Annotated in this window: 24 protein-coding genes, 1 pseudogene and 1 riboswitch; of the genes and pseudogenes, 5 read left to right on the top strand and 20 right to left on the bottom strand. The window is 53.0% G+C overall.

Translation table 11 applies throughout. The annotated features are described in order from the left end of the window. Nucleotides 1–66 precede the first annotated feature (66 nt). From KNP86_RS04005 to KNP86_RS03995, 3 genes are read right to left on the bottom strand one after another with little or no spacing between them, the layout of a single operon-like run. Nucleotides 67–1023 carry a leucine-rich repeat domain-containing protein gene (locus KNP86_RS04005; RefSeq protein ID WP_214752988.1) on the bottom strand — a complete coding sequence of 319 codons (957 nt, stop codon included), beginning with the start codon at nucleotides 1021–1023 and terminating at the stop codon, nucleotides 67–69. 3 nt (nucleotides 1024–1026) lie between these two features. Next, complete coding sequence (locus KNP86_RS04000; RefSeq protein WP_214752986.1) at nucleotides 1027–1449, bottom strand: DUF6678 family protein; 423 nt, start codon at nucleotides 1447–1449, stop codon at nucleotides 1027–1029. A gap of 6 nt (nucleotides 1450–1455) precedes the next feature. Next, a complete protein-coding gene (locus KNP86_RS03995) occupies nucleotides 1456–1608 on the bottom strand; it encodes a hypothetical protein (protein WP_214752984.1) in 153 nt (50 codons plus the stop codon). 629 nt (nucleotides 1609–2237) lie between these two features. Here KNP86_RS03995 and KNP86_RS03990 point away from each other — a divergent pair. After that, nucleotides 2238–3577 (top strand): annotated as a pseudogene (locus KNP86_RS03990) (IS1182 family transposase); the annotation flags it as partial. A 157-nt stretch (nucleotides 3578–3734) separates the two neighbouring features. On the opposite strand, the gene sufB reads toward KNP86_RS03990, so the two are convergent. From sufB to KNP86_RS03940, 10 genes are all read right to left on the bottom strand, one after another. Then, nucleotides 3735–5132 carry a Fe-S cluster assembly protein SufB gene (sufB, locus tag KNP86_RS03985; RefSeq protein WP_034778439.1) on the bottom strand — a complete coding sequence of 466 codons (1398 nt, stop codon included), beginning with the start codon at nucleotides 5130–5132 and terminating at the stop codon, nucleotides 3735–3737. A 19-nt stretch (nucleotides 5133–5151) separates the two neighbouring features. Continuing rightward, nucleotides 5152–5586, bottom strand: a complete 435-nt coding sequence (gene sufU / locus KNP86_RS03980; RefSeq protein ID WP_034778441.1) for a Fe-S cluster assembly sulfur transfer protein SufU — start codon at nucleotides 5584–5586, stop codon at nucleotides 5152–5154. Beyond that, nucleotides 5576–6796, bottom strand: a complete 1221-nt coding sequence (locus tag KNP86_RS03975) for a cysteine desulfurase (RefSeq protein WP_034778443.1) — start codon at nucleotides 6794–6796, stop codon at nucleotides 5576–5578. The genes sufU and KNP86_RS03975 overlap by 11 nt, the downstream gene beginning before the upstream one ends. Before the next feature lies 1 nt (nucleotide 6797). Next, nucleotides 6798–8066, bottom strand: coding sequence for a Fe-S cluster assembly protein SufD (gene sufD, locus KNP86_RS03970; RefSeq protein WP_034778444.1), 1269 nt, complete (start codon nucleotides 8064–8066; stop codon nucleotides 6798–6800). 12 nt (nucleotides 8067–8078) lie between these two features. Continuing rightward, on the bottom strand, nucleotides 8079–8840 hold the full coding sequence (gene sufC, locus KNP86_RS03965; RefSeq protein ID WP_152567746.1) for a Fe-S cluster assembly ATPase SufC: 762 nt from the start codon (nucleotides 8838–8840) through the stop codon (nucleotides 8079–8081). Between the two features lie 172 nt (nucleotides 8841–9012). Further along, a complete protein-coding gene (locus KNP86_RS03960) occupies nucleotides 9013–10227 on the bottom strand; it encodes an MDR family MFS transporter (RefSeq protein ID WP_214752982.1) in 1215 nt (404 codons plus the stop codon). A 102-nt stretch (nucleotides 10228–10329) separates the two neighbouring features. Further along, nucleotides 10330–11160 (bottom strand): MetQ/NlpA family ABC transporter substrate-binding protein, encoded by an 831-nt coding sequence (locus tag KNP86_RS03955; protein WP_214752980.1) that lies wholly within the window; start codon nucleotides 11158–11160, stop codon nucleotides 10330–10332. Between the two features lie 30 nt (nucleotides 11161–11190). Continuing rightward, a complete protein-coding gene (locus KNP86_RS03950) occupies nucleotides 11191–11853 on the bottom strand; it encodes a methionine ABC transporter permease (RefSeq protein ID WP_034778455.1) in 663 nt (220 codons plus the stop codon). Further along, nucleotides 11843–12871: a methionine ABC transporter ATP-binding protein gene (locus KNP86_RS03945; protein WP_034778457.1), complete on the bottom strand. Its 1029-nt coding sequence runs from the start codon at nucleotides 12869–12871 to the stop codon at nucleotides 11843–11845. The genes KNP86_RS03950 and KNP86_RS03945 overlap by 11 nt, the downstream gene beginning before the upstream one ends. A gap of 78 nt (nucleotides 12872–12949) precedes the next feature. After that, nucleotides 12950–13055, bottom strand: a riboswitch (SAM riboswitch). A gap of 453 nt (nucleotides 13056–13508) precedes the next feature. Then, entirely contained in the window at nucleotides 13509–13766 is a 258-nt protein-coding gene (locus KNP86_RS03940; protein WP_214752978.1) for a thioredoxin family protein, read from the bottom strand. 187 nt (nucleotides 13767–13953) lie between these two features. On the opposite strand from KNP86_RS03940, the gene KNP86_RS03935 reads away from it, so the two are divergent. Continuing rightward, nucleotides 13954–15006, top strand: a complete 1053-nt coding sequence (locus KNP86_RS03935) for a PTS sugar transporter subunit IIC (RefSeq protein ID WP_214752976.1) — start codon at nucleotides 13954–13956, stop codon at nucleotides 15004–15006. 42 nt (nucleotides 15007–15048) lie between these two features. Here the strand turns inward: KNP86_RS03935 and gcvH are convergent, their stop codons facing one another. The 6 genes from gcvH to KNP86_RS03905 all read right to left on the bottom strand — a co-directional run bounded on the left by gcvH (nucleotide 15049) and on the right by KNP86_RS03905 (nucleotide 22099). Continuing rightward, nucleotides 15049–15432 (bottom strand): glycine cleavage system protein GcvH, encoded by a 384-nt coding sequence (gene gcvH, locus KNP86_RS03930; protein ID WP_021065488.1) that lies wholly within the window; start codon nucleotides 15430–15432, stop codon nucleotides 15049–15051. 39 nt (nucleotides 15433–15471) lie between these two features. After that, on the bottom strand, nucleotides 15472–15834 hold the full coding sequence (locus KNP86_RS03925; protein ID WP_034778464.1) for an arsenate reductase family protein: 363 nt from the start codon (nucleotides 15832–15834) through the stop codon (nucleotides 15472–15474). Between the two features lie 45 nt (nucleotides 15835–15879). Continuing rightward, a complete protein-coding gene (locus KNP86_RS03920; protein ID WP_214752974.1) occupies nucleotides 15880–16608 on the bottom strand; it encodes a hypothetical protein in 729 nt (242 codons plus the stop codon). A gap of 89 nt (nucleotides 16609–16697) precedes the next feature. Beyond that, nucleotides 16698–18482, bottom strand: coding sequence for an acyl-CoA dehydrogenase family protein (locus tag KNP86_RS03915; protein ID WP_214752973.1), 1785 nt, complete (start codon nucleotides 18480–18482; stop codon nucleotides 16698–16700). Nucleotides 18483–18495: 13 nt separating this feature from the next. Next, nucleotides 18496–19668, bottom strand: coding sequence for an acetyl-CoA C-acetyltransferase (locus tag KNP86_RS03910; RefSeq protein ID WP_214707315.1), 1173 nt, complete (start codon nucleotides 19666–19668; stop codon nucleotides 18496–18498). A 19-nt stretch (nucleotides 19669–19687) separates the two neighbouring features. Next, entirely contained in the window at nucleotides 19688–22099 is a 2412-nt protein-coding gene (locus tag KNP86_RS03905) for a 3-hydroxyacyl-CoA dehydrogenase/enoyl-CoA hydratase family protein (protein ID WP_214752971.1), read from the bottom strand. 214 nt (nucleotides 22100–22313) lie between these two features. Here KNP86_RS03905 and KNP86_RS03900 point away from each other — a divergent pair, with 214 nt between their 5' ends. The 3 genes from KNP86_RS03900 (at nucleotide 22314) to KNP86_RS03890 (ending at nucleotide 24526) form a co-directional block, all read left to right on the top strand. Next, nucleotides 22314–23216, top strand: a complete 903-nt coding sequence (locus KNP86_RS03900; RefSeq protein WP_371743398.1) for an SDR family oxidoreductase — start codon at nucleotides 22314–22316, stop codon at nucleotides 23214–23216. Between the two features lie 122 nt (nucleotides 23217–23338). Further along, nucleotides 23339–23893, top strand: coding sequence for a YcxB family protein (locus KNP86_RS03895; RefSeq protein WP_214752969.1), 555 nt, complete (start codon nucleotides 23339–23341; stop codon nucleotides 23891–23893). 60 nt (nucleotides 23894–23953) lie between these two features. Next, on the top strand, nucleotides 23954–24526 hold the full coding sequence (locus KNP86_RS03890) for a YcxB family protein (protein WP_214752967.1): 573 nt from the start codon (nucleotides 23954–23956) through the stop codon (nucleotides 24524–24526). Between the two features lie 15 nt (nucleotides 24527–24541). On the opposite strand, the gene KNP86_RS03885 is transcribed toward KNP86_RS03890, so the two are convergent. After that, complete coding sequence (locus KNP86_RS03885) at nucleotides 24542–25459, bottom strand: proline dehydrogenase family protein (protein WP_034778483.1); 918 nt, start codon at nucleotides 25457–25459, stop codon at nucleotides 24542–24544. Between the last annotated feature and the right edge of the window lie 61 nt (nucleotides 25460–25520).

Here is a 25520-nt window from a genome sequence, read left to right as displayed (position 1 = left end):
CAATCACTGATCTCAACCTTCCCGTACTGGTTCATCATTTCTGTAAATTCGTCATTCCGACGCACGCTACCAAAATCGACCACTACTTCCTCCACAATCGGGTTTTCTAAAAGAGGTACATAATCTTTGAATTGCATATGCTTCGCAGAAAAATGGGAAAAATTGTCGTAACGAGGGTGCTTCACCTAAGCTTGAAAGATTGATCAGGCCTTGTAAATGTTCGATTTCTATTCTTTTCAAGTGATAAAGTTTACTAACATCAGGTAATTGTTGAACACGACGAAGCGACTGTAAATGAAGTGTTCGCAACTCGAGCAATTCAGAAATGACGGATAAATCTTCTAATCCCCGAATGTGCCGCAACCCCAAATGTTGTAGCGCTTTTAATGAGGAAAGTGCCGTCAAATCGCGTGTCCCGCCTAATAGGATGTTCAGTGTTGTCAGTTTTTCAAGACCGCCTAAACAAGAAAAGTTATGTAATCGTACCGACCGTAACGTCAGCTCTTCTAATTGAGGGAGTCTCCTCAACACATCGATGCCTTTCGTATGTCCTTCTATGCGCAAACGTTTTAGTCTCGAGAATCGACTAATCACCGATAAATCGGGCTTCGTCGACTTCGTCGCCCCGATCGAGAGGTCAATCAGGTGCTCTGTCACACCGTCTAAAATGTCTAAACTTTCTAATCGATAGACGTGTAACACGAGTTCAGTTAACGAACGAAGCTGATGAATGACGTTTAAATTCGTTATTCTACGATCAACGTCAACATATAACCTTCTTACTGACGGGACATACGCAAGATTAGATAAGTCGCACCGTGCAAAATCAAAGCTATGTGCACGCAACACGATGTCATCACGTTTTGAAAAGAGATGCGCTTCTAATAACATAAACGTTTCTTGTGATACAACATCAGAGAATTGAATCGTGTGCAGGGTTTCCAACTGTATGAGTTCAAGTACTTCTGACTCCGTTAACCGGTCCGTGATTTCGACTCGTCCGCCACCTATATCTTCATACATGTTTTAATTCTCCTCTCTTTCGAAAATCCCCGTATCTCGAACATAACCAAAAATACAAATAATCTCACCTTCCATTACAAAAGGTATCTTTAGTCGTCTCAATATGTGATGAAATTTATCGGTTACATCATGAATCTCTGGTTCCATGATAGAACCACGAGCTTCTTTGACGATAGGTAGAATCCGCATCCATTCGATTGAAGCGGTCGGATAAGGAAAGCCATCATCCCAATCACTTGAGAGATCAGCCGTCTTCGATAAAAATTCAGGACTTGGTGTGTCTTCTAATACATATTTGATTTGATAAGGCGCTTCAGATAAGCATTCAGGTGCCACCGCTCGTCTCAGTTCCTCCCACTTCGTCTTGTTCATCACGGATGTCAATTGCCGCTTTTCAATTTCATGTAGCCGTTTTTGTCGGTCCATCCCGGTTCATCCCTTCTCATATACGATCTCTAAGCGCTTGATTGCCCGCGACACGTCTTCTCGATTATGTTTTTGCTTCATCCACTTGGGCAAGCGACTCTCCATACTTCGGTTCGCGCCGTCGCTCGTCCGAATATCTGCTTCCACGTACTGTCTCATATACGCGAGGTGCTCCTGGTTATAAGCCCATAGGATATGACCACAGCAGTTCGTCTGTAAATAAAGTGGAAGTCTAAAGAAAGGATCGTAGGCGCCTCTTTCTACCCGTATGCCTTGATCCGAATACATCCGTACGTACCCACAGGCCAGACAACTAAGACGTACCTCTTCATGAACGATTATGTCGGCGCGCTGCTCACATCGAGGACACCGCACAAGAATCTGATGCATGAACGCCATTAATGTTTTGCTCTTTAACTGAAATCGCTTCACTCGACACGCACCTCCTCATTTGATTATACAAAAAACCAGCGAAGCTACGCTTCGCTGCAGCTTGTTGACTAACATGATTTATATCGCTCGTCCTTCCGGCGCCCACGCTTTCCGCAGGCAATCCCGGAGCCGCATCGCGACTAGCGTCGCTGCTGGGTCTCCGTTGGATTGCTCTCCTGCAGGAGTCGGGGCGCCATCGGACGAGCAACGCAAACGGTCGCCACTCGGCGGCCGTTTGTCTTTTTCTGAGGCCTCGATGGCCGAAGAAAAAGCCCCGGATATGTTCTTCGAACCCGTGAAAACGGGAAATGGTATGTATGGAACGTCACCGCCTCCGAACAGGAAGGGGAATCATCATGTATCGAGCCCATATCTCCAAACGTCATGAACCAATCCACACCGATGCCTCGCTGGACCAGCTGGTCCCAAAAGACCATCTCGTCCGCAAGCTCGACCGCCACATCGACTTCTCCATCGTCCATCGGCTATGTGCACCGCTCTATTCGAACACCGGACAGCCTGGCATCGACCCCGAGATCCTCATCAAAATCATCCTCCTTGGTCCACTGTTCAACATCCGCTCGGTCCGCCAAACCATCAAGGAAATCGAGACGAACCTCGCGTACCGTTGGTTTCTTGGGCTCGGGATGGACGAGAAAGTTCCCGACCACTCGACGATCAGCCAGGCCTATAGACGCCGGTTCGCCGGCACGGACGTCTTCCGGCAGATTTTCGAGGACATCGTGGGCCAGGCCGAAGCCCATAGTTTCGTGTCGGGGCGTATCCTGATCACGGACTCGACCCACATCCGCGCCAACGCGAACAAGAAGAAGTTCGACAGGGTCGAGGTCGAGCGTGTCGTCGGCGATGTCGAAGACGAGCTCCTAGCCCGGGTGAACGAGGAACGGTCGGACCGCGGAAAAAAGCCCTGAAGCCCGCCACTCCGAAAAAGGAGAGCCGATTTATGAAAGTGAGCCGGACCGACCCGGAAGCGGGTTATATGTATCGTGATCAAAAGCCGGAAGGCTTTTTCTGGCTGGTGCACCGGACGGTGGACGCCAAGCACAACTTCATCGTCGACGTGCACGTCACGCCCGGGAACGTTTCAGACAGCACCGTCTATCTCGCCCGTCTCGACTATATCCTCGCTCATTTCTCCTATCCGCTCGAGGCGGTCGCGCTCGATGCCGGGTACCACACGACCGAGATCGCGAAAGCGCTCGTCGAGCGCGGTGTTTTCGGTGTCATCGCCCGGCGTCGCTTCGGAGGCAAGAAAGGGAAGTTCCGAAAGTCAAAATTTACCTATCTGCCGGGCGAGGACGTCTATGTGTGTCCGGCGAAACAGCGCCTCGCCTACAAGACGACCGACCGTCGCGGCTACCATCATTACGCCTCCGATCCTGCCATCTGTCAGAATTGTCCGCTCCTCGAGAAGTGCATGTCCAACCAATCCCATCGTCGCGTCATCACCCGTCACCTTGACGAATCCTACCGCGAAGCGGTGAGCGTGAACAGGCTGTCCGCATCCGGACGGTACCTTTACCGTCTCCGGCCGCAGACCGTCGAGCGCTCTTTCGCCGATGGGAAGGAGCTTCATGGGCTCCGCTTCACGTTCTACCGTGGGCAGCAGGCGGTAGAACGCGCCAATCTAGTGGCAGCGACCGCACAAAACATGAAGAAGCTGGCCAATCTCTTGGCCGAAAAAGACCGTATACATATCATTTTTTCAAATCTATGTCGGGCAGAGCGCCTCGAGTTCTTTGAACACAAAAAAAGACGAACCAATTCGCAAAAGCGAATTGGTTCGTCAACAGCCTGCAGCGAAGCTACGCTTCGCTGGTTACATGAATAGATTACCCGATTGATCCTTCCATCTCGAACTTGATGAGACGGTTCATTTCGACGGCATATTCCATTGGCAATTCTTTCGTGAACGGCTCGATGAAGCCCATGACGATCATTTCCGTCGCTTCTTCTTCCGAGATTCCACGGCTCATGAGGTAGAAGAGTTGCTCTTCTGACACTTTAGAGACTTTCGCTTCGTGCTCGAGTGAGACTTGATCGTTCAAGATCTCGTTGTACGGGATCGTGTCCGACGTCGACTCGTTGTCCATGATGAGCGTGTCACATTCGATATTCGAACGTGCGCCTTTCGCTTTACGGCCGAAGTGGACGATACCGCGATACGAGACTTTTCCGCCTTGTTTCGAAATCGACTTCGAGACGATTGAAGATGACGTGTTCGGTGCGAGGTGAATCATTTTCGCGCCGGCATCTTGGTGCTGCCCTTTACCGCCGAGGGCGATTGAGAGCGTCATACCGCGTGAGCCTTCACCTTTTAAGATGACGGCCGGGTATTTCATCGTGAGTTTCGAACCGATGTTACCATCGATCCACTCCATCGATCCACCCGCTTCACAGACGGCACGCTTCGTGACCAAGTTGTAGACGTTGTTCGCCCAGTTTTGAATCGTCGTATAACGGCAATACGCGTCTTTGTTGACGAAAATCTCAACGACCGCTGAGTGAAGTGAGTTCGTCGTGTAGACCGGTGCTGTACATCCTTCGACGTAATGGACAGATGCGCCCTCGTCGACGATGATGAGCGTCCGCTCGAACTGACCCATGTTCTCCGAGTTGATGCGGAAGTAAGCTTGGAGCGGTTGCTCGAGCTTCACGCCTTTTGGTACGTAGATGAACGAGCCACCTGACCAAACAGCCGAGTTGAGTGCCGAGAACTTGTTGTCCGTCGGCGGAATCAATTTTCCGAAATACTCACGGAAGAGGTCTTCATTTTCTTTAAGCGCCGTGTCTGTATCTTTGAAGACGACACCTTTCGCTTCGAAGTCTTCTTGCATGCTGTGATAGACGACTTCAGACTCATACTGAGCCGAAACGCCTGCCAAGTATTTTTGCTCCGCTTCCGGGATTCCGAGCTTGTCAAACGTACGTTTGATTTCTTCAGGAACCTCGTCCCACGAGTGCTCTGTCTTTTCAGACGGTTTGACATAATACGTGATCTCATCGAAATCGAGTGCCGTGAGATCGCCGCCCCATGTCGGCATCGGCATTTTGCGGAACTGTTCGAGTGATTTCAAGCGGAACTCGAGCATCCATGCCGGTTCTTCTTTCATGCGCGAGATCGTCTCTACGATTTCATTCGTCAAGCCGCGGCCTGAACGGAAAATCGAGATGTCTCGGTCATGGAAGCCATATTTATAATCGCCAATGTCAGGCATGTTTTTCGCCATATCGGTCTCCTCCTTCTACTTACGCTTCCTCGTCGACTCCCTTTTCAAGCGCTTTCCACGCGAGCGTGGCGCACTTGATGCGAGCCGGAAACTTTGAGACGCCAGACAACGCTTCGATGTCGCCTAGGTCGAACGTGTCTGTATCGTAGTCTTTCCCTTGGACCATCTCCGAGAAGATGTTGGCCAATTGGAGTGCCTCGTCAACAGACTTGCCCTTCACGATTTGAGTCATCATCGATGCCGAGGCGAGACTGATCGAACAGCCTTCCCCTTCAAACTTGGCATCTTTCACGATTCCATCCTCGACTTGGAGTTGGAGTCGGAGTGAATCCCCGCATGTCGGGTTGTTCAAGTCGATCGTCACGCCATCTTCGATGACGCCACGGTTTCTTGGGTTTTTATAATGATCCATGATGACCTGTCGGTACAACATGTCGAGATTGTTAAAACTCATAATTGAAATACTCCTTCGTTTGACGTAGCCCTTCGATGAAGCGGTCGACTTCTTCTTTCGTATTGTACAAGTAGAAGCTCGCTCGGGCTGTCGATGATTGCTTCAGGAGACGCATGAGCGGCTGAGCACAATGGTGGCCGGCCCGGACCGCAATGCCTTGCATATCCAAGACGGTCGCTAAGTCGTGGGCGTGCACGTCACCTAAGTTGAACGTGACGAGTCCGACCCGTTCCTCTGGCCCGAAGATTTGGATACCTTCGATTGTCCGCATCTGTTCGATGGCGTACGTCGCAAGCGCCCGTTCGTGGGCTTCGACGTTCTCGAGACCGAGGTCTTCTAAAAAGTCGATGGCCGCTGCCAAACCGACGGCGCCGGCGATGATCGGCGTCCCTGCTTCGAACCGGTACGGGATGTCTTTCCATGTCGACTCATACAAGTCGACATAATCGATCATCTCGCCACCGAATTCGACCGGCTCCATGTTTTTAAGCAACTGTTTCTTCCCGTATAAGACCCCAATCCCGGTCGGACCGAGCATCTTATGGCCTGAGAAGGCGAGGAAGTCGCAGTCGAGTGCTTGCACGTCAAGTTTACGGTGCGGTGCGCTTTGCGCCGCATCGACGACCATGACCGCGCCTTTCTCGTGGGCGAGCTTCGCCACGTCGGCAATCGGGTTGATCGTACCGAGCACGTTCGAGACGTGACTCATGGCGACGATTTTCGTCCGGTCCGACAAGACGGCACGGACCGCGTCGAGCGTGACTCGACCGTCCGGCGTCAATTCGACGTAACGGAGTTTGGCCCCTTTACGCTTGGCGAGCTGTTGCCACGGAATCAAATTGGCGTGATGCTCCATCGGCGTGAGGACGATCTCGTCCCCCGCTTCGACGTTGGCATCCCCGTAGCTTGACGCGACGAGGTTAATCGCCGTCGTCGTCCCGCGTGTGAAGATGATCTCTTCCGGGACGGCGGCGTTGATGAATGAACGGACGCGCTCCCGCGCCCCTTCATACGCATCCGTCGCGTGCGTCCCGAGCGTATGGACGCCCCGGTGCACGTTCGAGTGGATGCGGCGATAGTAATCCTCGATCGCCTCGATGACAGCAAGCGGTTTTTGGGAGCTCGCCGCGCTGTCGAGATAGACGAGCGGATGACCGTTGATTTCCTGATCTAAAATCGGGAACTGTTTACGAATCGAGGCATCGATCATCTTAACGTACTTTCCCTTCGATGACTTCACGGAGACGGTCTTTGACCGACTCGATCGCGAGTTGCTCGACGACCGGGTTCAAGAATCCGTGAATGATCAAACGTTCGGCTTCTTTACGCGACAGACCGCGGCTCATCAAGTAGTAGAGCTGCACGTCGTCGACGCGTCCGACCGAAGCGGCGTGACCGGCCATGACGTCGTCCTCATCGATGAGGAGAATCGGGTTCGCGTCGCCACGTGCCTTTTCAGACAACATGAGGACACGTTCCGTTTGAACGCCGTTCGATTTCGAAGCGCCATGGTGAATCATCGATGTCCCGCTGAAGATGGCCGTGGCCGAGTCTTTTTGGACACCGTGAATCAAAATGAACCCTTCTGACGACTTCCCGAAATGGTCCGTCCGGATGTTGAAGTTTTGTTTCTGTGCGCCACGACCGACCGTGACGGCTTTCGTGTCTGAGAACGTGTTGTCTCCGACGAGGTGTGTCTTCGTCTCGACGAGCGAGTTGCCGTCATTCATGTGACCGAGCGCCCATTCAAGGCGTGCGTTCTCATAGACGACACCACGGCGGTTCATGAACGAGAGGGCCGACTCAGCAAGCTGATCGACGCCACCGAAGACGACTTTCGCGTTCGCGGCTGCGAACACTTCTGTCACGGCGTTGACCGTGTGCGGCTCGTTCGTGTTCGAGAGGAAGCTCTCGACATACGTCACTTCACTGCCTTCGTCCGCGACGATGATCGTGTGGTGATAGAGCGCGCCGTTCGCTTGTTCCATCGTGAAGATGGCTTGGAGCGGGTCTTTCAACTGGACGTTCTTCGGTACGTATAGGAACGCACCACCGTTCATGAGGGCAGCGTTCAACGCAGACAAACGTTCTTCGTCCACGCGGACACCTTCCGTCATGAAGTACTTCTCGACGAGGTCCGGATGTTGTTCCATCGCTTCGTTGATGCCCATGAAGAGGACACCTTCTGGCGTCGCGAGTTCGTTGTAGACGACATGACCGTTGCGTTCAACGAGCACGTTTGTACGGTGGTCTCCAAGAAGTGCTTCGATTTCAGGCGTCAAGCCGTCGTGCTTCGTGAGCTCGACGTCTCCAGAGACGAAGTCCCATTTATCAATCTTGATCTTTTCAACTTTTGGCAAGGCGAGAGTCGGCGCAAGTTCTGCTGCTTCTTTGCGACGGTTGACCATAAATGCCGGTCCACCGAGCGCCTCTGCACGTGCCGCTACTGCTTGTGCATCCAATTCAAATTGTACGGTCATCGTACAGCCTCCTTACGCTTCTGTGTCTACTGTCATTCCAAGATCTTGCTTCACCCAGTCGTAACCTTCTGCTTCGAGTCGTTGTGCAAGCTCTTTGCCACCTGACATGACGATTTTACCATCCATCATGATGTGAACAAAGTCTGGCTCGATGTAGTTAAGGAGACGTTGATAGTGCGTGATGATCAAGCAGCCGAACTCTTCGTTGCGCATTTCGTTGACGCCTTTGGCGACGACTTTGAGCGCATCGATGTCGAGACCTGAGTCAATTTCATCGAGGATGGCGATGTTCGGTTTAATCATCATCATTTGAAGAATCTCGTTACGTTTTTTCTCTCCGCCTGAGAAGCCTTCGTTCAAATAGCGGTGTGCCATTTCTGAAGGGATTTCGAGGACGTCCATTTTCGCATCGAGTTCACGGATGAACTTCATGAGTGAGATTTCTTGTCCTTCTTCGCGGCGTGAGTTGATTGCTGAACGCAAGAAATCGGCATTCGTGACACCACTGATTTCAGCAGGATACTGCATCGCGAGGAACATTCCGGCTTGCGCGCGCTCGTCAACTTCCATGTCGAGTACGTCTTCGCCGTTCAAATCGACGCTTCCGCCTGTTACTTCATACAATGGATGTCCCATAAGTGCCGATGCGAGTGTAGATTTACCCGTCCCGTTAGGACCCATGATGGCGTGAATTTCGCCACCTTTAATTTCAAGATTAAGACCTTTGACGATCTCTTTTCCTTCGATTGAGACGCGGAGGTCATCAATTTTCATGTGTGGTACGTTAGACATTCGGATACCCCTTCCGTTTTCTCGCCATTTTTGGCGTAGATTAGATATATTCTAATCTTAATCTAGGCAATTTTTTATTTCAAGCGACTCACCTTATTATTCATTCTCAATAAAACTTAAATGTTGAGAATGAGAATATCGGGAAATCAAGACTTTATCCAACTTTTTCCTCGATTAAGGCCAAACTTGTTTTCCGTTCTTTCAAGGCGCCGGCGAAGAAGAAGGCGCCGCAAGCCGTCAACACGGCCAAGCTTCCAAACACTGGCAACGCGGCGTTATCAAACCCATCGAGCAACACCCCGCCGATGACAGGGCCGATCGTCTGACCGAGCGCCGTCAACCCCATCGCCCCGAAATACGTCCCGCGCAGGTGAGCCGGTGCCAATTCGTCCGTCAATACGTCCGTCATCGTGAACATGAGCACCTCACCGATTGTGAAGATGACCATCGCGATGAACAACACCCACGTCTCGGTCGCAAAACCGATGAGCAGGAGCCCCGTCGACAGCGTTCCGACGCCGAAAAAGAGTGACTTGATCGGCGACACGCGAATCCCGAAGCGCATGATCGGATATTGGACGATGAGGACGGTGATCGCATTGACCGTCAATAGATAGGCGAACAAACGTGAGCCATCGCTGAAGCCGTCATGGAACGCGATGAACTGCGGCAACGTCGCATTGAACTGACTATAGCCGATGATGGCGAAAATCATCCCGATGATGACGTAGCGGAACGTCTTATCTTGTTGTAACACACGGAACGTCTCCGTCAAGCGCGGCCGGACTTTGACGCCGTCCCCTTCCTCGAACGGATATTTCCGGAACAACGTCGAGATGACGAGACCGTATAACACATAGACGCCCGTGACGACGAAGAAGGCGCTCTTCGCCCCGGTGAGCGACAACACGACCGCGAGCAATGGACCGATTGCCGCCGCGATATTGATTAAAAAGTAGCGGACATTGTAGACGATGACGCGCTGGTCCGGTTGCGTCGTGTCGCTGATGAGCGCGCGGGACGCCGGTTCGAGGAACGACCGTGACACGCCCATAAGTACCGAGAACATGTAAAACCAAAATAATTCCGTCACGAGCGCGAAGCCGCTGAACGTGATCGCATTCAAGGCGATCCCGATGAGCATCAACTGTTTGCGCCCATACCGGTCAGACAACGTCCCCCCGAAAAAGCTCATGAACAACCCCGATAACGCCGAGATGGCGAACACCGTCCCGATGACACTCGCCGAGAAGCCAAGCGTCGCAAGATAAATCGCAAAAAACGGCATAACAAAAAATGTCGACAGCCGGGCAAAAAATGTACCAAATAAGACACCCAGCGTCAGCGGATGAATGTGTCGTATGTTCATCCGGATCCCCCCTTTTTCTACATATATGTAGTGTACTTCTATTGGTGCGTCAAAACTACTCCAAACAAAAAAGGCCCGGGATGTCCCGAGCCTTGACGACAATTATTGTTTGACCGGTACGACTGCACCTTTGTATTCGTCCAAGATCCACTGTTGTGTCTCTTCTGATGTGAGGACTTCAAGGAGTGCCTTGACGCGCTCGTCGTCTTCGTCGCCTTCACGTGTGACGATCAAGTTGACGTAAGGTGAGTCTTCGCCTTCGAGGGCGATCGCGTCTTCGAGCGGGTTGAGGCCGGCATCGATCGCGTAGTTCGTGTTGATGAGGACCGCGTCCCCTTCACCGTTGTTGAACGCTTGCGGGAGAAGTGCCGCTTCAACGTCCGTCTTGAACTCCAAATTTTTCGGATTGTCGACGATGTCTGAAACCGTCGCGTCCGTCGTCTTGCCTTCTGCGAGCGTGAGTAAGCCTTCTGATTGGAGCATCGTGAGGATTCGTCCGTGGTCAGCGACTGACGAACTCATGATGATTTCAGCGCCTTCTGGCAGCTCATCGAGTGATTTGTAGTCTTGTGAGTAGACACCAATCGGCTCGATGTGGACGCCGCCGGCTGATGCGAATTTGTAGTCTTTGTTCTCAGCCATTTGCGACTCGAGGTACGGCTCGTGTTGGAAGTAGTTCGCGTCGAGTTCGCCGTCCGCGAGCGTTTTGTTCGGGAGGACGTAGTCTTGGAACTTCTTGATTTCGAGCGTATAGCCCTTCTCTTCGTAGTCGTCTTGAATGTGCTCTAAAATCTCAGCGTGCGGGACGTTTGACGCACCGACGACGAGCGTCTTGTCATCGCCCGAACCTGATTCTGAATCTCCGCCGCAAGCCGCGAGAATCGTGAGTGCTGAAGCTGCTGTCAATCCGAGTACTGTTTTCCATGATTTCATTATAAAACCCCTCCAAATTTTCTATTTAGATCAAGCGGAACGCTTGTCAATTACTGATACGAGTCGATCGCCGATGAACTGGATGACGAAGACGATAACCAAGATTAAGACGGTCGCGACGAACGTGACGTCACTCTGTGAGCGCTGGAACCCTTCGAGGAACGCCAAGTTCCCGAGTCCCCCGCCCCCAACGACCCCTGCCATCGCCGTATAACCGACGATCGCGACGATCGTGACCGTGATGCCTGACACGATGGCCGGCAATGCTTCTGGGAACAACACTTTATAGACGATTTGCCATTTTGTCGCACCCATCGATTCAGCCGCCTCGATGACGCCGCGGTCGACTTCACGAAGGGCGAGCTCGACCATCCGCGCATAGAACGGAGCCGCACCGATGATGAGCGCCGGCAACGCTGCCGTCGATCCGAGCATCGTCCCGACGACGAGTAACGTGAACGGGATGAGCAAGATGATCAAAATGATGAACGGGATCGACCGGAACACGTTGACGATTGCGCTGATGACCGTGTAAATCGGACGGTTTTTCATCATGAGCGGTTCGTTCGTGACGTATAAGAGCATCCCGAGGGCGAGACCGATGACGAACGTCGCGGCTCCGGCGACGAGCGTCATATAGAGCGTCTCCCACGTTTGCTCGAGCATGACTTGCCAATCTACATTAGGAAACATCGCTTTCTACCTCCACTTCCACTGCCTGCGACCGGATTGAGGCGATGGCCCGCTCGACTTCAGCCGGCTCTCCGATCAATTGGATGAATAATGTCCCGAGGGCACCGACTTGTGACTGCGTCACGTTCCCGCCGATGATGTTGAAGCCGATGTCATGTTGCTTCAACACTTCTGACAGAATCGGTTGCTCGGCCGTCTCGTTCAAGAATTTGAGCTTGACGATTTGACCGCTCGGATAACGCGCTTTCAAGTGCTCGAACGTGAGCGACATGTCTTCGACCGCGCCGATCTGTTTGACGAACTCTTTCGTGATCGGCTGTTCCGGATGTTGGAACACCTCGGCGACTTGTCCGGTCTCGACGACCTTCCCGGCCTCCATGACGGCGACGCGGTGGCAAATCTTTTGGATGACGTGCATCTCATGGGTGATGAGGACGATCGTCAATCCGAGCTTTTTATTGATGCTGACGAGCAGTTCGAGAATCGAATCGGTCGTCTTCGGGTCGAGTGCGCTCGTCGCTTCATCGCAGAGGAGCACTTCTGGATTCGTAGCGAGCGCACGGGCTATCCCGACTCGCTGCTTTTGACCGCCCGATAGTTGCGACGGATAGCTGTCTTCCCGTCCGCCTAAGCCGACGAGTTCGACAAGTTCTTGGACGCGGCGTTTGCGTTCGCTGGCCGGTACCCCGATGAGCTCGAGCGGGAAGCTGATGTTCTCAGCGACCGTGCGCGACCATAATAGGTTGAAGTGTTGGAACACCATCGAGACGTTTTTACGTACCCCGCGTAGTTCCTTAGGCGTGAGCTTCGTCAGCTCGCTGCCGGCGACCACGATTTCACCGCTAGACGGTGCCTCGAGTCGGTTGAGCAAGCGGATGAGCGTCGACTTCCCCGCCCCTGAATATCCGATTATTCCAAAAATTTCGCCGCTTTCGATGGTAAGCGACACATCATCGACCGCCTGGACCCGACCGTTTTTCGTATCGAACCATTTGGCCACATTGCGTAGTTGAATCAATCCATTTCCCTCCTGACAACAAAAAAAGTACGCACGTTTGAGCAAACGTGCGTACTTTATCGGTACGGACAACGATTGCTCTCATCTTCCAAGGTTTACACCTTGCTGGAATTAGCACCATTTCGGATTGCTCCGCGGTTGCTGGGCGTCATAGGGCCAGTCCCTCAGCCTCTCTTGATAAGAGTGGTTGCGTATTTGATTAGCTTTATCATAGCGACACATTATTTTCATGTCAAACTATTTTTTTCAGACAAATTAAAAAAGGTGCCATCCGAGGATGACACAGAACGTAGCACCTTGAGTCACTGAAGGACAACCCATAGATGAACCTCTTTTGCCCGATCAGAGCATTCATCCTTATATGGGGGATTTTTACCCGATCATCACTCGGTCTTCGAACGGACCATGCAATTACGCGACCGGTGCCCCGACGCTTGATTTTTTTGGGGGACAATCGAAGGGAAGGTCCACCTGAAATCGCGTAAGCTCATGCAACGGTTGTTCGAAAACGTCTTGCTGACGGGAAAATCTCGACCTATGTTGTGTTCAAGTAAGATGTTGTAATGAATATATCATTCGTGAACTTTCTGTGTCAACTGATTATTTAAAATTTTCAGATTATTCTAATCATCCTATCTCATTTGACGAAAGATAGGACGTGCTGGACGTTTTGAAACGCATACAAACGATCGCGAACTTGGCCATTTTCCAGCTTCAATAGCGCCGGGACGCTCATGACTTGATACACCTCGAGCTCGTTCGGGATAAAGTTGGCATCGCGCTTTTCAATCTGGAGTTCGGGGTCGACGGCCTCGACGACCGAGAGCATCCGCTCGGCCACGGCGCATGTACCGCACATCGGGGCGTATATATATAAGAATCCGTCAGTAATCATTGTTCTCACCTCTCCTCTAAGTATATGAATCCGGACCGGTCGGTTCAAAAGTTGTGCTCAAATGGAAAATTCTGAACATTTCAACATTTTATATTGACGCTTGCTAGAAAGAGGCATAGTATGGTCATTAACTTTATTGCTTTTGTACATAACAGCATACCAGTAGAAAAGGACAGGTGAATCCCCAATGACGGAAGAGAAGCTTACCAGAAAACAGTTTTTGATGAACGTCTTGAACGGCCTCAGTCTTGCCATCCTCATCGCCCTCATCCCGAGCGCCTTGCTCGGTGAATTAACGAAAGCCATCTTACCTTATGTTCCGTCACTGCAGTTCATCTTAGATGCGACGACAATCGCGATGCGTCTCTTACCGGTCATCATCGGTGTCGCCGTCGCCATGCAGTTCGGACGCTCGGCACTCGAGGCCGGCACGATCGGCATCGCGACCCAAGTCGGGAGCGGCGCCATCCGCATCGAAGAAGGGGCGTTCCTCATGGCTGGAATCGGTGACGTCATCACGGCCGGTGTGACGGCCGCTCTCGCGACGTTCCTCGTCATGCAGTTGTCGCCACGCTTGAAGACATACACGGTACTCGTCTTACCGATGACGGTCATCGTCGTCGCCGGAGGAATCGGGGCGTTCCTGCTCACTTACATCTCACAAATCACCACATACGTCGGGACGATCATTATGACGATGACGGAACTGCAGCCGATTGTGATGGGTATGTTGATCGCGATGGCGTTCTCGCTCATCATCGTCTCGCCAATCTCGACGGTCGGCATCGCCACAGCGATCAGTCTGTCTGGTGTCGCGGCCGGGGCCGCCAACTTAGGGGTCGTCGCCGCCGGCTTCGGTCTCGCCATCGCCGGCTGGCAGATGAACGCGACGGGAACGTCGATCGCCCACTTCCTCGGGTCACCGAAGATTCAAATGGCGAACTTCGTCCGTCGTCCGATCATGATGTTGCCCGTACTCGCCAATGCGGCCATCCTCGGAGCGCTCGCAGGCATCCTTCGGATCGAAGGCACGCCGATCAGTGCCGGTTTCGGCGTCTCCGGCCTCATCGGGCCAATCAACGCCTTGCATTTGATGCCGGGAGGGTTCGCGCTCTGGAACGTCATGCTCGTCATCGTCTTGTTCGGACTCATCCCGATAACGCTCGGAATCATCTTCTACCGCCTGTTCAACCGGACGTCGCTCATCCAGCCTGATCATTACCGCCTCGATTTCGAATGAACAAAAAAGCCCGGCTTCTCGTGAAGAGAAACCGGGTTTTGTTTAGCCTTGAATCATCGCTTCGTATTCTTCGGCTGACATGAGTTTGTCGACGTCTGACGCATCGTTCAACTCGACTTCGATCATCCAAGCGCCTTCGAACGGTGCCTCGTTGACGAGTTCTGGTGAATCGGCGAGTGATTCGTTCACCGCTGTGATTTTTCCAGAGATTGGAGCGTACAACTCTGATACGGTTTTGACCGACTCGACCGAACCGAACGGCTCATCGAGTAAAATCGTGCCGCCGACTTCAGGAAGTTCGACAAAGACGATATCCCCTAGTTCGCTTTGTGCGAAATCCGTGATCCCGATGCGGGCCACGCTTCCGTTCACTTCAACCCATTCGTGCTCTTTTGAATAACGTAGATTGGCAGGTACTTTGCTCATCTTAACTTCCCCCTCAAATGAATTAGACTCACACGAGTATTATAGCACTTCGCCCCAAACGTCTGTAAACGACTTTTCTGAAAATCCGACAGTTGATTTTTGACCATCTGTCACGATTGGACGCTTTAAAAGCATACCATTGCTCGCGAGAAGCTCGAGTTGTTCGTCTTCTGATAAATTTGGCAGTTGATCTTTGATGCCTTCGTTTCGATATACTTGGCCGCTCGTATTGAAGAATTTTTTGAGCGGGAGACCCGACTGTTTCCATAGTTCGGCCAGTTCATCTTTCGACGGTGTCGCCTCGACGATATGGACGTATGTATACTCGACGTCGTTCTCTTTCAACCACTTCTCTGCTTTTTTACACGTACTGCATGGCGGATAGCCATATAGTGTCACCATGTTCATCACCTCTTCTATAAATGTAGCACATTCCGAATCGACCATTCACGCTTCAAGCAAACGCTCAATCTCTCGCTTCAACGATGCGTTCACCGGATGACGCGCCTCGATATAACCGAGAATCGCAGCTGCCGCCTCGACGGAACGCCCATAGCCTAATACCCCTTGCTCAAGGAGCCTAGTCACGTCAGGATGCTTCGTCTCGACGCGTCGCGTCGGATTGAACGGGTCACTCATCTCTCCATGTGCCTTCAGCACGTTATTGATTGCCGCGACTTGAATGAGTTCAAAGCCCGCAAGTCGCTCGCCACGTCGTTCCCGGAGCAATCCGACGTATAGGTTCGTCAGCGCCTCTTCATAGCAATATGCGGCGTCAGGGACGTCTGTGACGACGTTAGGCGTTACGAAGGCGTGGAGCGCCTCGTCCCGCTCCCAGACGACACGGCCTGGCGTGTAGGCGATGCCAGGCATCTCAACGACTTCAAACACGGCGAACTCGGCGTAAATGCCGTCCTCATACATGACCTTATGTCCGTCTTTCGTGTTTTGGAACTGGTACGCCAGCGGCTCGACGGCGAGCCAATCCAAATTGTCGATAAAGCGGGCCTTATGCCCATCCTCGACGATCAAGAAGAAATCGAGGTCCGAATAGTCGTCGAGCCGATCCGTCTCGAGCCCGATCGAACCGAGCGCGAGGAGCATGAGTGTCCCATCATGCTCTGCGACTGAGCGGCCAATCGCACCCATCCGTTCTAACAATGCCTTACGTCTCATCTACTTCGCCTCCTCCCGTCCATTGTACGGTGTCGGCAAGGCAAAAAGAAAGGGCCGACCGCGTCCGGCCCACCCTTTCTCTCGCTTGCTTACACGATAAACTTGTTCGCTTTGATGAGACTCGCTGCGACTTCGCGTTTCGTGCCGATGACGTTGATTGGCTGATAACGGCTGAACTTCTTCATCGCCGATAAGAGCATGCGCTGCTCGTCGCCCGATGCGGCCGCGTACAAGACTTCTTTCGCCATGAGTTCGACTTGCTTGAACACTTGTTCGGCGAAGATTTCGGTGTAGCGGACTTTCTGTCCGTTCTTCTCAGCGCCTGTGCGGGCGATGGCTTTATCCGTCCGCGTGATGGCCGCTTCAAGCGCGTAGATGGCGCTGATGATGTCGGCGATCTTCGCGAGAATCTCTTGCTCATTCTGAAGGTCTTGCTGATATTTCTGGACGGCCGTTCCGGCGATCATCAAGTTGATTTTCTTCATGTTCGACAGAAGCATCTTCTCGCGTGCGAGCGGTGAGCCGTCGAGCTCTTGCGGCATGTAGCTCATGAGCTCTTTTTGGAGTTTCTGTGCTTCGGCGAGGAGTGGCAAGTCGCCTTTCATCGCTTTCTTGAGGAGCGTGCCCGGCACGATCAAGCGGTTGATCTCGTTCGTTCCTTCGAAGATCCGGTTGATGCGTGAGTCACGGTACAAGTTCTCGACTTCATATTCGGTCATGAAGCCGTAGCCGCCGTGGATTTGGACCGCTTCGTCGACGACGTAGTCGAACGTCTCCGAGGCGAACACCTTGTTCAATGAACATTCAATCGCATACTCAGCGATCGCTTGGGCGACTTTCGAGCCGTCACGCATGTTGTCGTCGCCGAGGGCGTCGAGGCTGTCTTGGAACAGACCGCCCGTCCGGTAGACCGAGCTCTCCATCGCATAGATGTTCGCAGCCATCGTCGCGAGTTTTTCTTGGATGAGCGGGAACTGGCTGATCGGCGTCTTGAACTGTTTACGTTCGTTCGCGTACTGGACCGAGAGATCGAACGCACGTTTCGACGAACCGACCGCACCGACCGCGAGTTTGTAACGACCGACGTTCAAGATGTTGAAGGCGATGACGTGCCCTTTGCCGATTTCTCCGAGGAGGTTGTCGACTGGGACTTCGACGTCTTCTAAGATGAGCGTCCGTGTCGATGAGCCTTTGATGCCCATCTTCTGTTCTTCGGCCCCTGTCGAGACCCCGTTGAAGTCACGCTCGACGATGAAGGCGCTGAACTTGTCGCCGTCGATTTTCGCGTAGACGACGAACACGTTCGCGAAACCGGCGTTCGTGATCCATTGCTTCTCGCCGTTCAACACGTAGTGCGTGCCGGCCTCGTTCAAGACGGCCGTCGCTTTCGCACCGAGCGCGTCCGAGCCTGAGCCTGGCTCTGTGAGGGCGTACGCCGCGATCCATTCGCCGGTCGCGAGCTTCGGCAAGTACTTATGCTTTTGCTCTTCCGTTCCGAAGAAGACGATCGGGAGTGTCCCGATCCCAACGTGGGCGCCGTAGCTGAGGGCGAATGAACGTGCCTTGGCGAACCGCTCCGTGATGATCGATGACGAGATCTTATCAAGCTGATAACCGCCGTACTCTTCCGGTACGTCCGCGCCGAGGAGGCCGAGCTCGCCCGCTTCTTTCAACAGTTCGACCGAGAGATCGAACTCATGTTTCTCGATGCGTCCAAGGACTGGCATGACACGGTCGTCGACGAAGCTCGCCGTCGTGTCGCCAATCATCTTGTGCTCGTCCGAGAAGTCTTCCGGTGTGAACAAACGATCCGCGTCGAGTGCGTCGATGACGAAGCTACCGCCTTTAATCAATTCATGTTCTGTACGTTCCATTGTCAATTCCCCCTTATAGTAATTCGAAGACGCCAGCAGCACCCATACCGCCACCGATGCACATCGTCACAACCCCATACTTTTCATTGCGTCGTTTCATCTCATGCAAGATCGAGACCGCGAGTTTCGCGCCCGTGCAACCGAGCGGATGCCCGAGAGCGATCGCGCCGCCGTTGACGTTCACTCTCGACGGGTCGATGCCGAGTTCACGGATGACGCCGAGCGATTGGCTCGCGAACGCCTCGTTCAGTTCGAACAATCCGACTTCTTCCAACTTCACGCCGGCCATCTCGAGCGCTTTCGGGATGGCGACGACCGGGCCGATGCCCATCACTTCCGGACGGACACCGCCGACCGCGAACGAGAGGAATTTTGCCATCGGTTTCAAGCCTTGGCGTTCGGCTTCTTCACGCTCCATGACGAGCACGGCTGCCGCGCCATCGGACACTTGTGACGCGTTCCCCGCCGTCACCGAGCCCTTGATTTTGAATGCCGGGCGCAGTTTACCGAGCGCCTCGAGTGTCGAGTCGGCACGGACGCCTTCGTCATGTTTGACGACGAGTTCACGTTCCGCGACTTTCCCGTCCTCGCCGAGCACGTGCTCGACGACCGTGACCGGGACGATCTCTTCTTCGAACTTGCCGCCCGCGATCGCTGCCGCCGCTTTTTGGTGGCTGTCGATGGCGAACAGGTCTTGGTCTTCGCGCGAGATGTTATATTCGGCCGCGACACGTTCTGCCGTGTGGCCCATGCTCATATAGTATTCCGGAGCCGTCTCCATGATTGTCGGGTTCGGACGGATGACGTGGCCGCCCATTGGGACGAGGCTCATCGATTCCATACCGCCGGCGATGACCGCCGTCGCTTGACCGATCATGATTTTCGCTGCCGCGTCGGCGATCGCTTGAAGGCCGGACGAGCAATATCGGTTGATCGTGATGGCCGGTACTTCGTGCGACAAGCCACCTCGTACGGCCGCGTAGCGGGCGATGTTCATCCCTTGTTCCGCTTCCGGCATGGCGCACCCCATGATGACGTCGTCGATTGGTCCCGTGTAGCCAGACCGCTCGAGCGTCGCTTTAATCGCGTGACCCGCGAGTTCGTCCGAGCGAACGTTTCGGAACGAACCGCGTTTTGCTTTTCCGACCGGCGTCCGTGCGCCGGCCACGATGACTGCTTCTCTCATCTGTTAAGTCCCCCTTTTGTCAGTTCCGAAGTGGCTTGCCTTTGACGAGCATATGTTGCATCCGTTGCTGCGATTTCGGTTCCCCGATGAGGCTTAGGAACGCCTCGCGCTCGATGTCGAGGAAGTACTGCTCGTCGACCATCGTGCCGTATGCCAAATCGCCGCCGCTGATGACGTGGGCAAATTTTTTCGCAATCTTCAAATCGTGTTCAGAGATATAGCCACCGTAGAACATCTCGTACGCCGCGAGTTCGAGTGTCGCTTTCCCCGTTTGACCGACGACCGGCAACTTCTCACGAACCGGTGCCGTGTAGCCGTCAGCGAGACCGAGCACCGTCTGTTTCGCGTCGAACGTCAAGTGGTCGCGGTTCATCGAGATGCCGTCGACCGGACGGTGATAGCCGAGCGCTTTCGCGTCATAGGCCGACTTCGATACTTTCGCCATGGCGATATTCTCGAACGTCTGTTGCGCCGCTTTCTCGATGTTTTGCATCGACTTCGGTGTCTGCTCGAGGAGACGACGGTACGTGTTGAGGTTTCCGCCCCCACCTGGGATGAGGCCGACGCCGACTTCGACGAGACCCATATACGTCTCGAGCGCCGCCTGCATGCGTGCGGCCGGCAAGCTGATTTCTGTCCCGCCGCCGAGCGTCATGCCGTAAGGTGCGACGACGACCGGGCGACCCGCGTAGCGAATCTTCTGGACGACTTGTTGGAACTTGTTGATGATCCAATCGAGCTCGTACCAGTTCTCGTCTTCCGCTTCCATGAGCATCATCGCGAGGTTGGCACCGACACAGAAGTTCTTACCATCGTTGGCGAGGACGAGTCCTTTGAAGTCGGTCTCGACGAGGTCGATCGACTGTTCAATCATCTGCATGATGTCGACACCGATCGCATTGTTCGGTGACGTGAACTCGAGGGCGACGACGTCGTCTCCGATATCGATGAGGCGGGCCCCACCGTTCTCGAGCACGATCCCGTTCGACTTGGCGAGCGGGGCGAGTTTCACTTCTTTCGGGTTGACGGTCTTCTCAACGTACGTCTGTGACGCTTGGTCGTAATACTGGTCTCCCTTATAGAAGGATGTGTGTCCGGCAGCGAGCATCTCATCGATCCACGCCGGGACGTCATAGCCTTCCGCTTTCATGCGGGCGACCGATTTCTCGACACCGAGTGCGTCCCATGTCTCGAACGGTCCGAACTTCCAGCCGAAGCCCCACTTCATCGCGTCATCGATGGCGACGATCGAGTCACTGATCTCGCCTGTGAGACGAGCCGAGTAGACGAGCGTCTTCGCCGTGACCGGCCAGAGCAATTGTCCGACGCGTCCCTTGTTCAAGATGGCACCTTTCAGCTTCGCTTTTGAGCCTGGGAGCGATTTGATTTGGTCGAGCTCCGGTCCTGTAATCGCTTTCAATTGTTCGTATTCGAACGTCTCGAGATTCAGTTCCTGGATGACTTTTCCGTCTTTCTTATAGAAGCCTTGTCCGGCCTTTTGACCAATCCAACCCTTCTCGACGAGCGTCTTCATTTCAGCAGGGACGTCGAACGTATCCTTCTCTTCACCTGCGTCGAGCGTCTCATAGACGTTTCCGGCGACGTGGACGAACGTGTCGATGCCGACGACGTCGAGCGTGCGGAATGTCGCCGATTTTGGCCGGCCGATGAGCGGTCCGGTGATCGAGTCCATCTCGCCGATCGAGGCGTTCTGCTTGAGCATCTCTTCGAACGTGACGAGGAGTCCGTACGTGCCGATGCGGTTCCCGATGAAGTTCGGTGTGTCTTTCGCTTCGACGACGCCTTTCCCGAGACGGTCCTCAGCAAAGCGGGCCATGAAATCGATGACCGGGCGTGCCGTCTTCTCCGTCGGGATAAGTTCGAGCAGTTTCAAATAGCGCGGCGGGTTGAAGAAGTGTGTCCCGAGGAAACGTGCCTTCAAGCCTTCCGGCAATACGCTCGCCATCGCCTCGATCGAGATACCCGACGTGTTCGAGCTGAGAATCGCGTCTTCACGGATGTAAGGTGCGATTTTTTCGAACAGTTGCTGCTTCACATCGAGCCGTTCGACGACGACTTCGATGACCCAGTCCGCTTCCTTCAAGCGCTCGAGATCATCTTCTAAGTTCCCCACGTCGATGAAGTTCAAGTGCTCCGCTGTCGCGAGCGGTGCCGGGTTTTGTTTCAATAGCTTTTGACGGTTCTCAGAAGCGATGCGGTTCCGTACTTGTGGCGACTCGAGCGTGAGCCCTTTCGCTTCTTCTTTCGCCGTCAATTCACGTGGTACGATGTCGAGCATGAGCGAACGAATCCCCGCGTTCGCCAAGTGAGCCGCAATCCCCGCCCCCATTACTCCTGAACCGATGACGACCGCAAAACGAATGTTGCTCGTCAAACGGAGGTCGGCTGATTGTTCGATGTGACTCGTCATATTGTTCCCCCCTCAATGAGAATGAATAGTGATTCATTTCAAGCGTAAAAAAAATCGCAATCACCATCGTGTTTACTCTTCTATCATAAATGAATGACAATTCATTCGCAAGCGTTCATTTTTCAAATTCGTTCCAATTTCACCGAGGACGATTTATTTTTCGGTGACTGTGGTATAGACACAAAGAGTCAATTTTAGAAAGGGGAATGTATTCATGAGTGACAATCGTTTAAACACAATGGGGAACCGACAGGATTTTGAATCGTTCAAGAAAGACGGCCAAGAACAAGCCCATCAACCGGGAATCGATTCGAAGATGGAGCCGTACCCGATCTATGAACGTAAAGGATATAAAGGAAGCGATAAACTGAAAGATAAAGTCGCCATCATCACGGGCGGTGACTCCGGCATCGGGAAATCGGTCGCCATCTTCTTCGCCCACGAAGGCGCGAATACGGTCATCGTCTATAAAGACCAAAACGAGCTCGAGGACGCCGAGGCGACGAAAGAACGCATCGAAGAACTCGGTCAAGCTTGTCTATTGCTGCAAGGTGACCTCGGCGACTCGGCTTTCTGCCAAGACGTCGTCAAACAGACGCTCGAGACGTTCGGCCATTTGGACATCCTCGTCAATAACGCAGCCGAGCAACATCCGCAGGAGTCGCTCCTCGATATCTCGGACGACCAGCTCGAGCAGACGTTCCGGACGAACATCTTCAGCATGTTCTATTTGACGAAAGCCGCCCTTCCATACTTGAACGAAGGCGCAAGCATCATCAACACGACGTCGATCACAGCGTACGAAGGTAACGATCAATTGATCGACTACGCATCGACGAAAGGTGCAATCACAGCGTTCACGCGTTCGCTCGCCAAGAATTTGGCCGAGAAGAAGATTCGCGTCAATGGCGTCGCACCAGGTCCGATTTGGACACCGCTCATCCCAGCGACGTTCTCAGCGGAAAAAGTCGCCTCGTTCGGTGACTCGGCTGAGATGAAACGTCCGGGCCAACCAGCGGAACTCGCCCCGGCTTACGTCTATCTCGCAAGTGACGACTCGACGTACGTCAGCGGACAGGTCATGCACGTCAACGGTGGGACGGTCATCAACGGATGATTTTGTAAGATGGCCCAGTGTTCAGTCACTGGGTCTTTTTGTTGGAAAAATAATCCATCCTATGCTAGCGTTATTGCATGCGTCAACCTGTCATTTAGACGAAAGAAAGGAGCCAATGATGGATGATTCATTATCGATTGACACAAGATGATTTTTTCACGTTACAAAAGAACTTCATCAAAAACTCGGTTCCCGATAAACGAAAATCTATACTTGTCACGCTCATACTCATGTTACTGACCGCCTTTTACGGATTTGCCCTCGCGATTGTCTTGTTACCGCAAACGCTCTCCGTCCCTGTCATCCTCGCACTCGCCGCCAGTGCCGCTGTGGTCCCGGCGCTGCTCTTATTCCCGCTCTTCAAGAAAGTGTATTTCACGATGAGGTTGAGACAGTTGCGATCCATACTTCGACAGGACTCGAAATGGCCACGTGATGTCACTTTGTCAATCCATGAGAACGGGATTGAAGTCAATTCGCTCCACAATGCCGTCAACAAACGGGTTCAAGTCGCGTGGGAAGCGATTGAACGAGTGAACGAGGACGAGACCCATCACTATATATTTATTGAAGCGGCGGAAGCGATTATCGTCCCGAAACAAAACCAGATGCTCAACGAGACGGAGCGAATTCGAATGAATGATCTGCTACAAAAACACTTAGGCATCACACTCTAAGCGACAAAGTTCTTCTTCAATCAGCACGTATTTATGACGAATCTCAAAGGAGTGGATGCAATGGTCACCACCTATCAACTGACGCTTGACGATTTTTTAGCTTTCCAAAACGACATGATTCACCATTCCAATCAATATAAACGAGCTCGCGGCGTATGGTTGAAATATATGAATCTCCCGCTATTCGCTCTCGGGTATGCGGCTGCATTCTTCCTCGTACCGCACCCCGAGTCGATCGGCTTATCTTTACTCATCACAGTCGGAATCGGGCTATTGTTCGCGCTATTACTTAGACCGCTGCTAAAGGACTTGCATGCCCCGCTCGCCCTTTGGCAAACCCGTCGTGCCCTCAACAAACAGGACACTTGGCCAAAAGACGTCACGCTCCAGCTTTCTGACACGACCGTCGAGATGCAGGCCGTTCGTGGCAACGTCCACCGAACGACGCAAGTCCCATGGACATCCATTCTCAAAGTGAACGAGAACGAGACGCATCGCTTCCTCTATTACGAAGAGGATGAGGCGTTAATCATCCCGAAGGTGAAAGACGGAGTCACGGAAGTCGAACAAAGTGAAATCGAGCGAATCCTCGACAAACATATGAACACAGAAAAGCACACGAGTTCACGTTGAACTCGTGTGCTTGTTTCATTTCTTGACCATCCCTTTTAAAACGAACGCGACGTTCGCCGGACGTTCTGCGAGGCGGCGCATGAAGTAGCCGTACCAATCACGGCCGTATGGCACGTAGACACGGACTTTATAGCCTTGACGGACGAGCTCAAGTTGACGCTCGACCCGGATGCCGTACAGCATTTGGAACTCGAACTGGTCGAGTGGGATGTTGTTCAGTTTCACATGTTCGATGACCGCATCGATCATATGGTCGTCATGTGTTGCGATAGAGGCGTAGTTCCCGTTCGCCAGATGGAGTTTGACGAGCTTCAAGTAGTTGTGGTCGACGTCTTCTTTCTCCGGGAAAGCGACCGTCGCCGGTTCCTTGTAAGCCCCTTTGACGATACGAAGGTTCGGCTTGAGCGGCGCGAGATGATTGATGTCATCTTCCGAGCGGTACAAGTATGACTGGATGACCGTCCCCAGGCCCTCAAAGTCCGTTTTCAATTTCTTGAACAAGTCGAGCGTCTTCTCGCAACGTGCCTCGTCTTCCATATCGATGGCGACGAACACACCGACTTCTTTCGCCGTCGTCAAGATTTGACGCATGTTATCTTCGATCAACTCGTCCGAGATATCGAATCCGAGCGACGTCAGCTTGAGCGACATGTATGCGTCAAGCTTCTCTTCCGCCATGATTTCGATGGCACGAATGATTTCATCCCGGTTTTCGTTCGCTTCTGCGACCGTCGTGATGAATTCCCCTAAGTGGTCGACCGTGACCGATAATCCTTTCGCGTTCAACTCACGAATCGTCGGCACCGACGTCTTGAAATCTTCCCCCGCCACAAAGCGCGAAGCCCCGAATCGAAGCCCGTATTTTTTAGCCAAACTGTTGAGTGTTTTGTTTTGAGACATGTAGATAAATCCATCGCGCAACACTTTTTCCATCTGATTTTCCCCCTTACGTTTACACCCATCTATCTCTATGACGATGTCTGAAATTATTATG

Source organism: Exiguobacterium sp. s16 (assembly GCF_018618115.1).
Classification (GTDB): domain Bacteria; phylum Bacillota; class Bacilli; order Exiguobacteriales; family Exiguobacteriaceae; genus Exiguobacterium; species Exiguobacterium mexicanum_A.
Note: the sequence above shows the minus strand (reverse complement) of the source record. Positions and strands in the feature narration are given on the sequence as shown.

Coding starts and splice junctions, on each gene's coding strand:
- KNP86_RS04005 (WP_214752988.1), bottom strand. CDS start 1,023: ATGTATGAAGATATAGGTGGCGGACGAGTCGAAATCACGGACCGGTTA.
- KNP86_RS04000 (WP_214752986.1), bottom strand. CDS start 1,449: ATGGACCGACAAAAACGGCTACATGAAATTGAAAAGCGGCAATTGACA.
- KNP86_RS03995 (WP_214752984.1), bottom strand. CDS start 1,608: ATGAGACAGTACGTGGAAGCAGATATTCGGACGAGCGACGGCGCGAAC.
- sufB (WP_034778439.1), bottom strand. CDS start 5,132: ATGGCGAAAAACATGCCTGACATTGGCGATTATAAATATGGCTTCCAT.
- sufU (WP_034778441.1), bottom strand. CDS start 5,586: ATGAGTTTTAACAATCTCGACATGTTGTACCGACAGGTCATCATGGAT.
- KNP86_RS03975 (WP_034778443.1), bottom strand. CDS start 6,796: ATGATCGATGCCTCGATTCGTAAACAGTTCCCGATTTTAGATCAGGAA.
- sufD (WP_034778444.1), bottom strand. CDS start 8,066: ATGACCGTACAATTTGAATTGGATGCACAAGCAGTAGCGGCACGTGCA.
- sufC (WP_152567746.1), bottom strand. CDS start 8,840: ATGAAAATTGATGACCTCCGCGTCTCAATCGAAGGAAAAGAGATCGTC.
- KNP86_RS03960 (WP_214752982.1), bottom strand. CDS start 10,227: ATGAACATACGACACATTCATCCGCTGACGCTGGGTGTCTTATTTGGT.
- KNP86_RS03955 (WP_214752980.1), bottom strand. CDS start 11,160: ATGAAATCATGGAAAACAGTACTCGGATTGACAGCAGCTTCAGCACTC.
- KNP86_RS03950 (WP_034778455.1), bottom strand. CDS start 11,853: ATGTTTCCTAATGTAGATTGGCAAGTCATGCTCGAGCAAACGTGGGAG.
- KNP86_RS03940 (WP_214752978.1), bottom strand. CDS start 13,766: ATGATTACTGACGGATTCTTATATATATACGCCCCGATGTGCGGTACA.
- KNP86_RS03935 (WP_214752976.1), top strand. CDS start 13,954: ATGACGGAAGAGAAGCTTACCAGAAAACAGTTTTTGATGAACGTCTTG.
- gcvH (WP_021065488.1), bottom strand. CDS start 15,432: ATGAGCAAAGTACCTGCCAATCTACGTTATTCAAAAGAGCACGAATGG.
- KNP86_RS03925 (WP_034778464.1), bottom strand. CDS start 15,834: ATGGTGACACTATATGGCTATCCGCCATGCAGTACGTGTAAAAAAGCA.
- KNP86_RS03920 (WP_214752974.1), bottom strand. CDS start 16,608: ATGAGACGTAAGGCATTGTTAGAACGGATGGGTGCGATTGGCCGCTCA.
- KNP86_RS03915 (WP_214752973.1), bottom strand. CDS start 18,482: ATGGAACGTACAGAACATGAATTGATTAAAGGCGGTAGCTTCGTCATC.
- KNP86_RS03910 (WP_214707315.1), bottom strand. CDS start 19,668: ATGAGAGAAGCAGTCATCGTGGCCGGCGCACGGACGCCGGTCGGAAAA.
- KNP86_RS03905 (WP_214752971.1), bottom strand. CDS start 22,099: ATGACGAGTCACATCGAACAATCAGCCGACCTCCGTTTGACGAGCAAC.
- KNP86_RS03900 (WP_371743398.1), top strand. CDS start 22,314: ATGAGTGACAATCGTTTAAACACAATGGGGAACCGACAGGATTTTGAA.
- KNP86_RS03895 (WP_214752969.1), top strand. CDS start 23,339: ATGATTCATTATCGATTGACACAAGATGATTTTTTCACGTTACAAAAG.
- KNP86_RS03890 (WP_214752967.1), top strand. CDS start 23,954: ATGGTCACCACCTATCAACTGACGCTTGACGATTTTTTAGCTTTCCAA.
- KNP86_RS03885 (WP_034778483.1), bottom strand. CDS start 25,459: ATGGAAAAAGTGTTGCGCGATGGATTTATCTACATGTCTCAAAACAAA.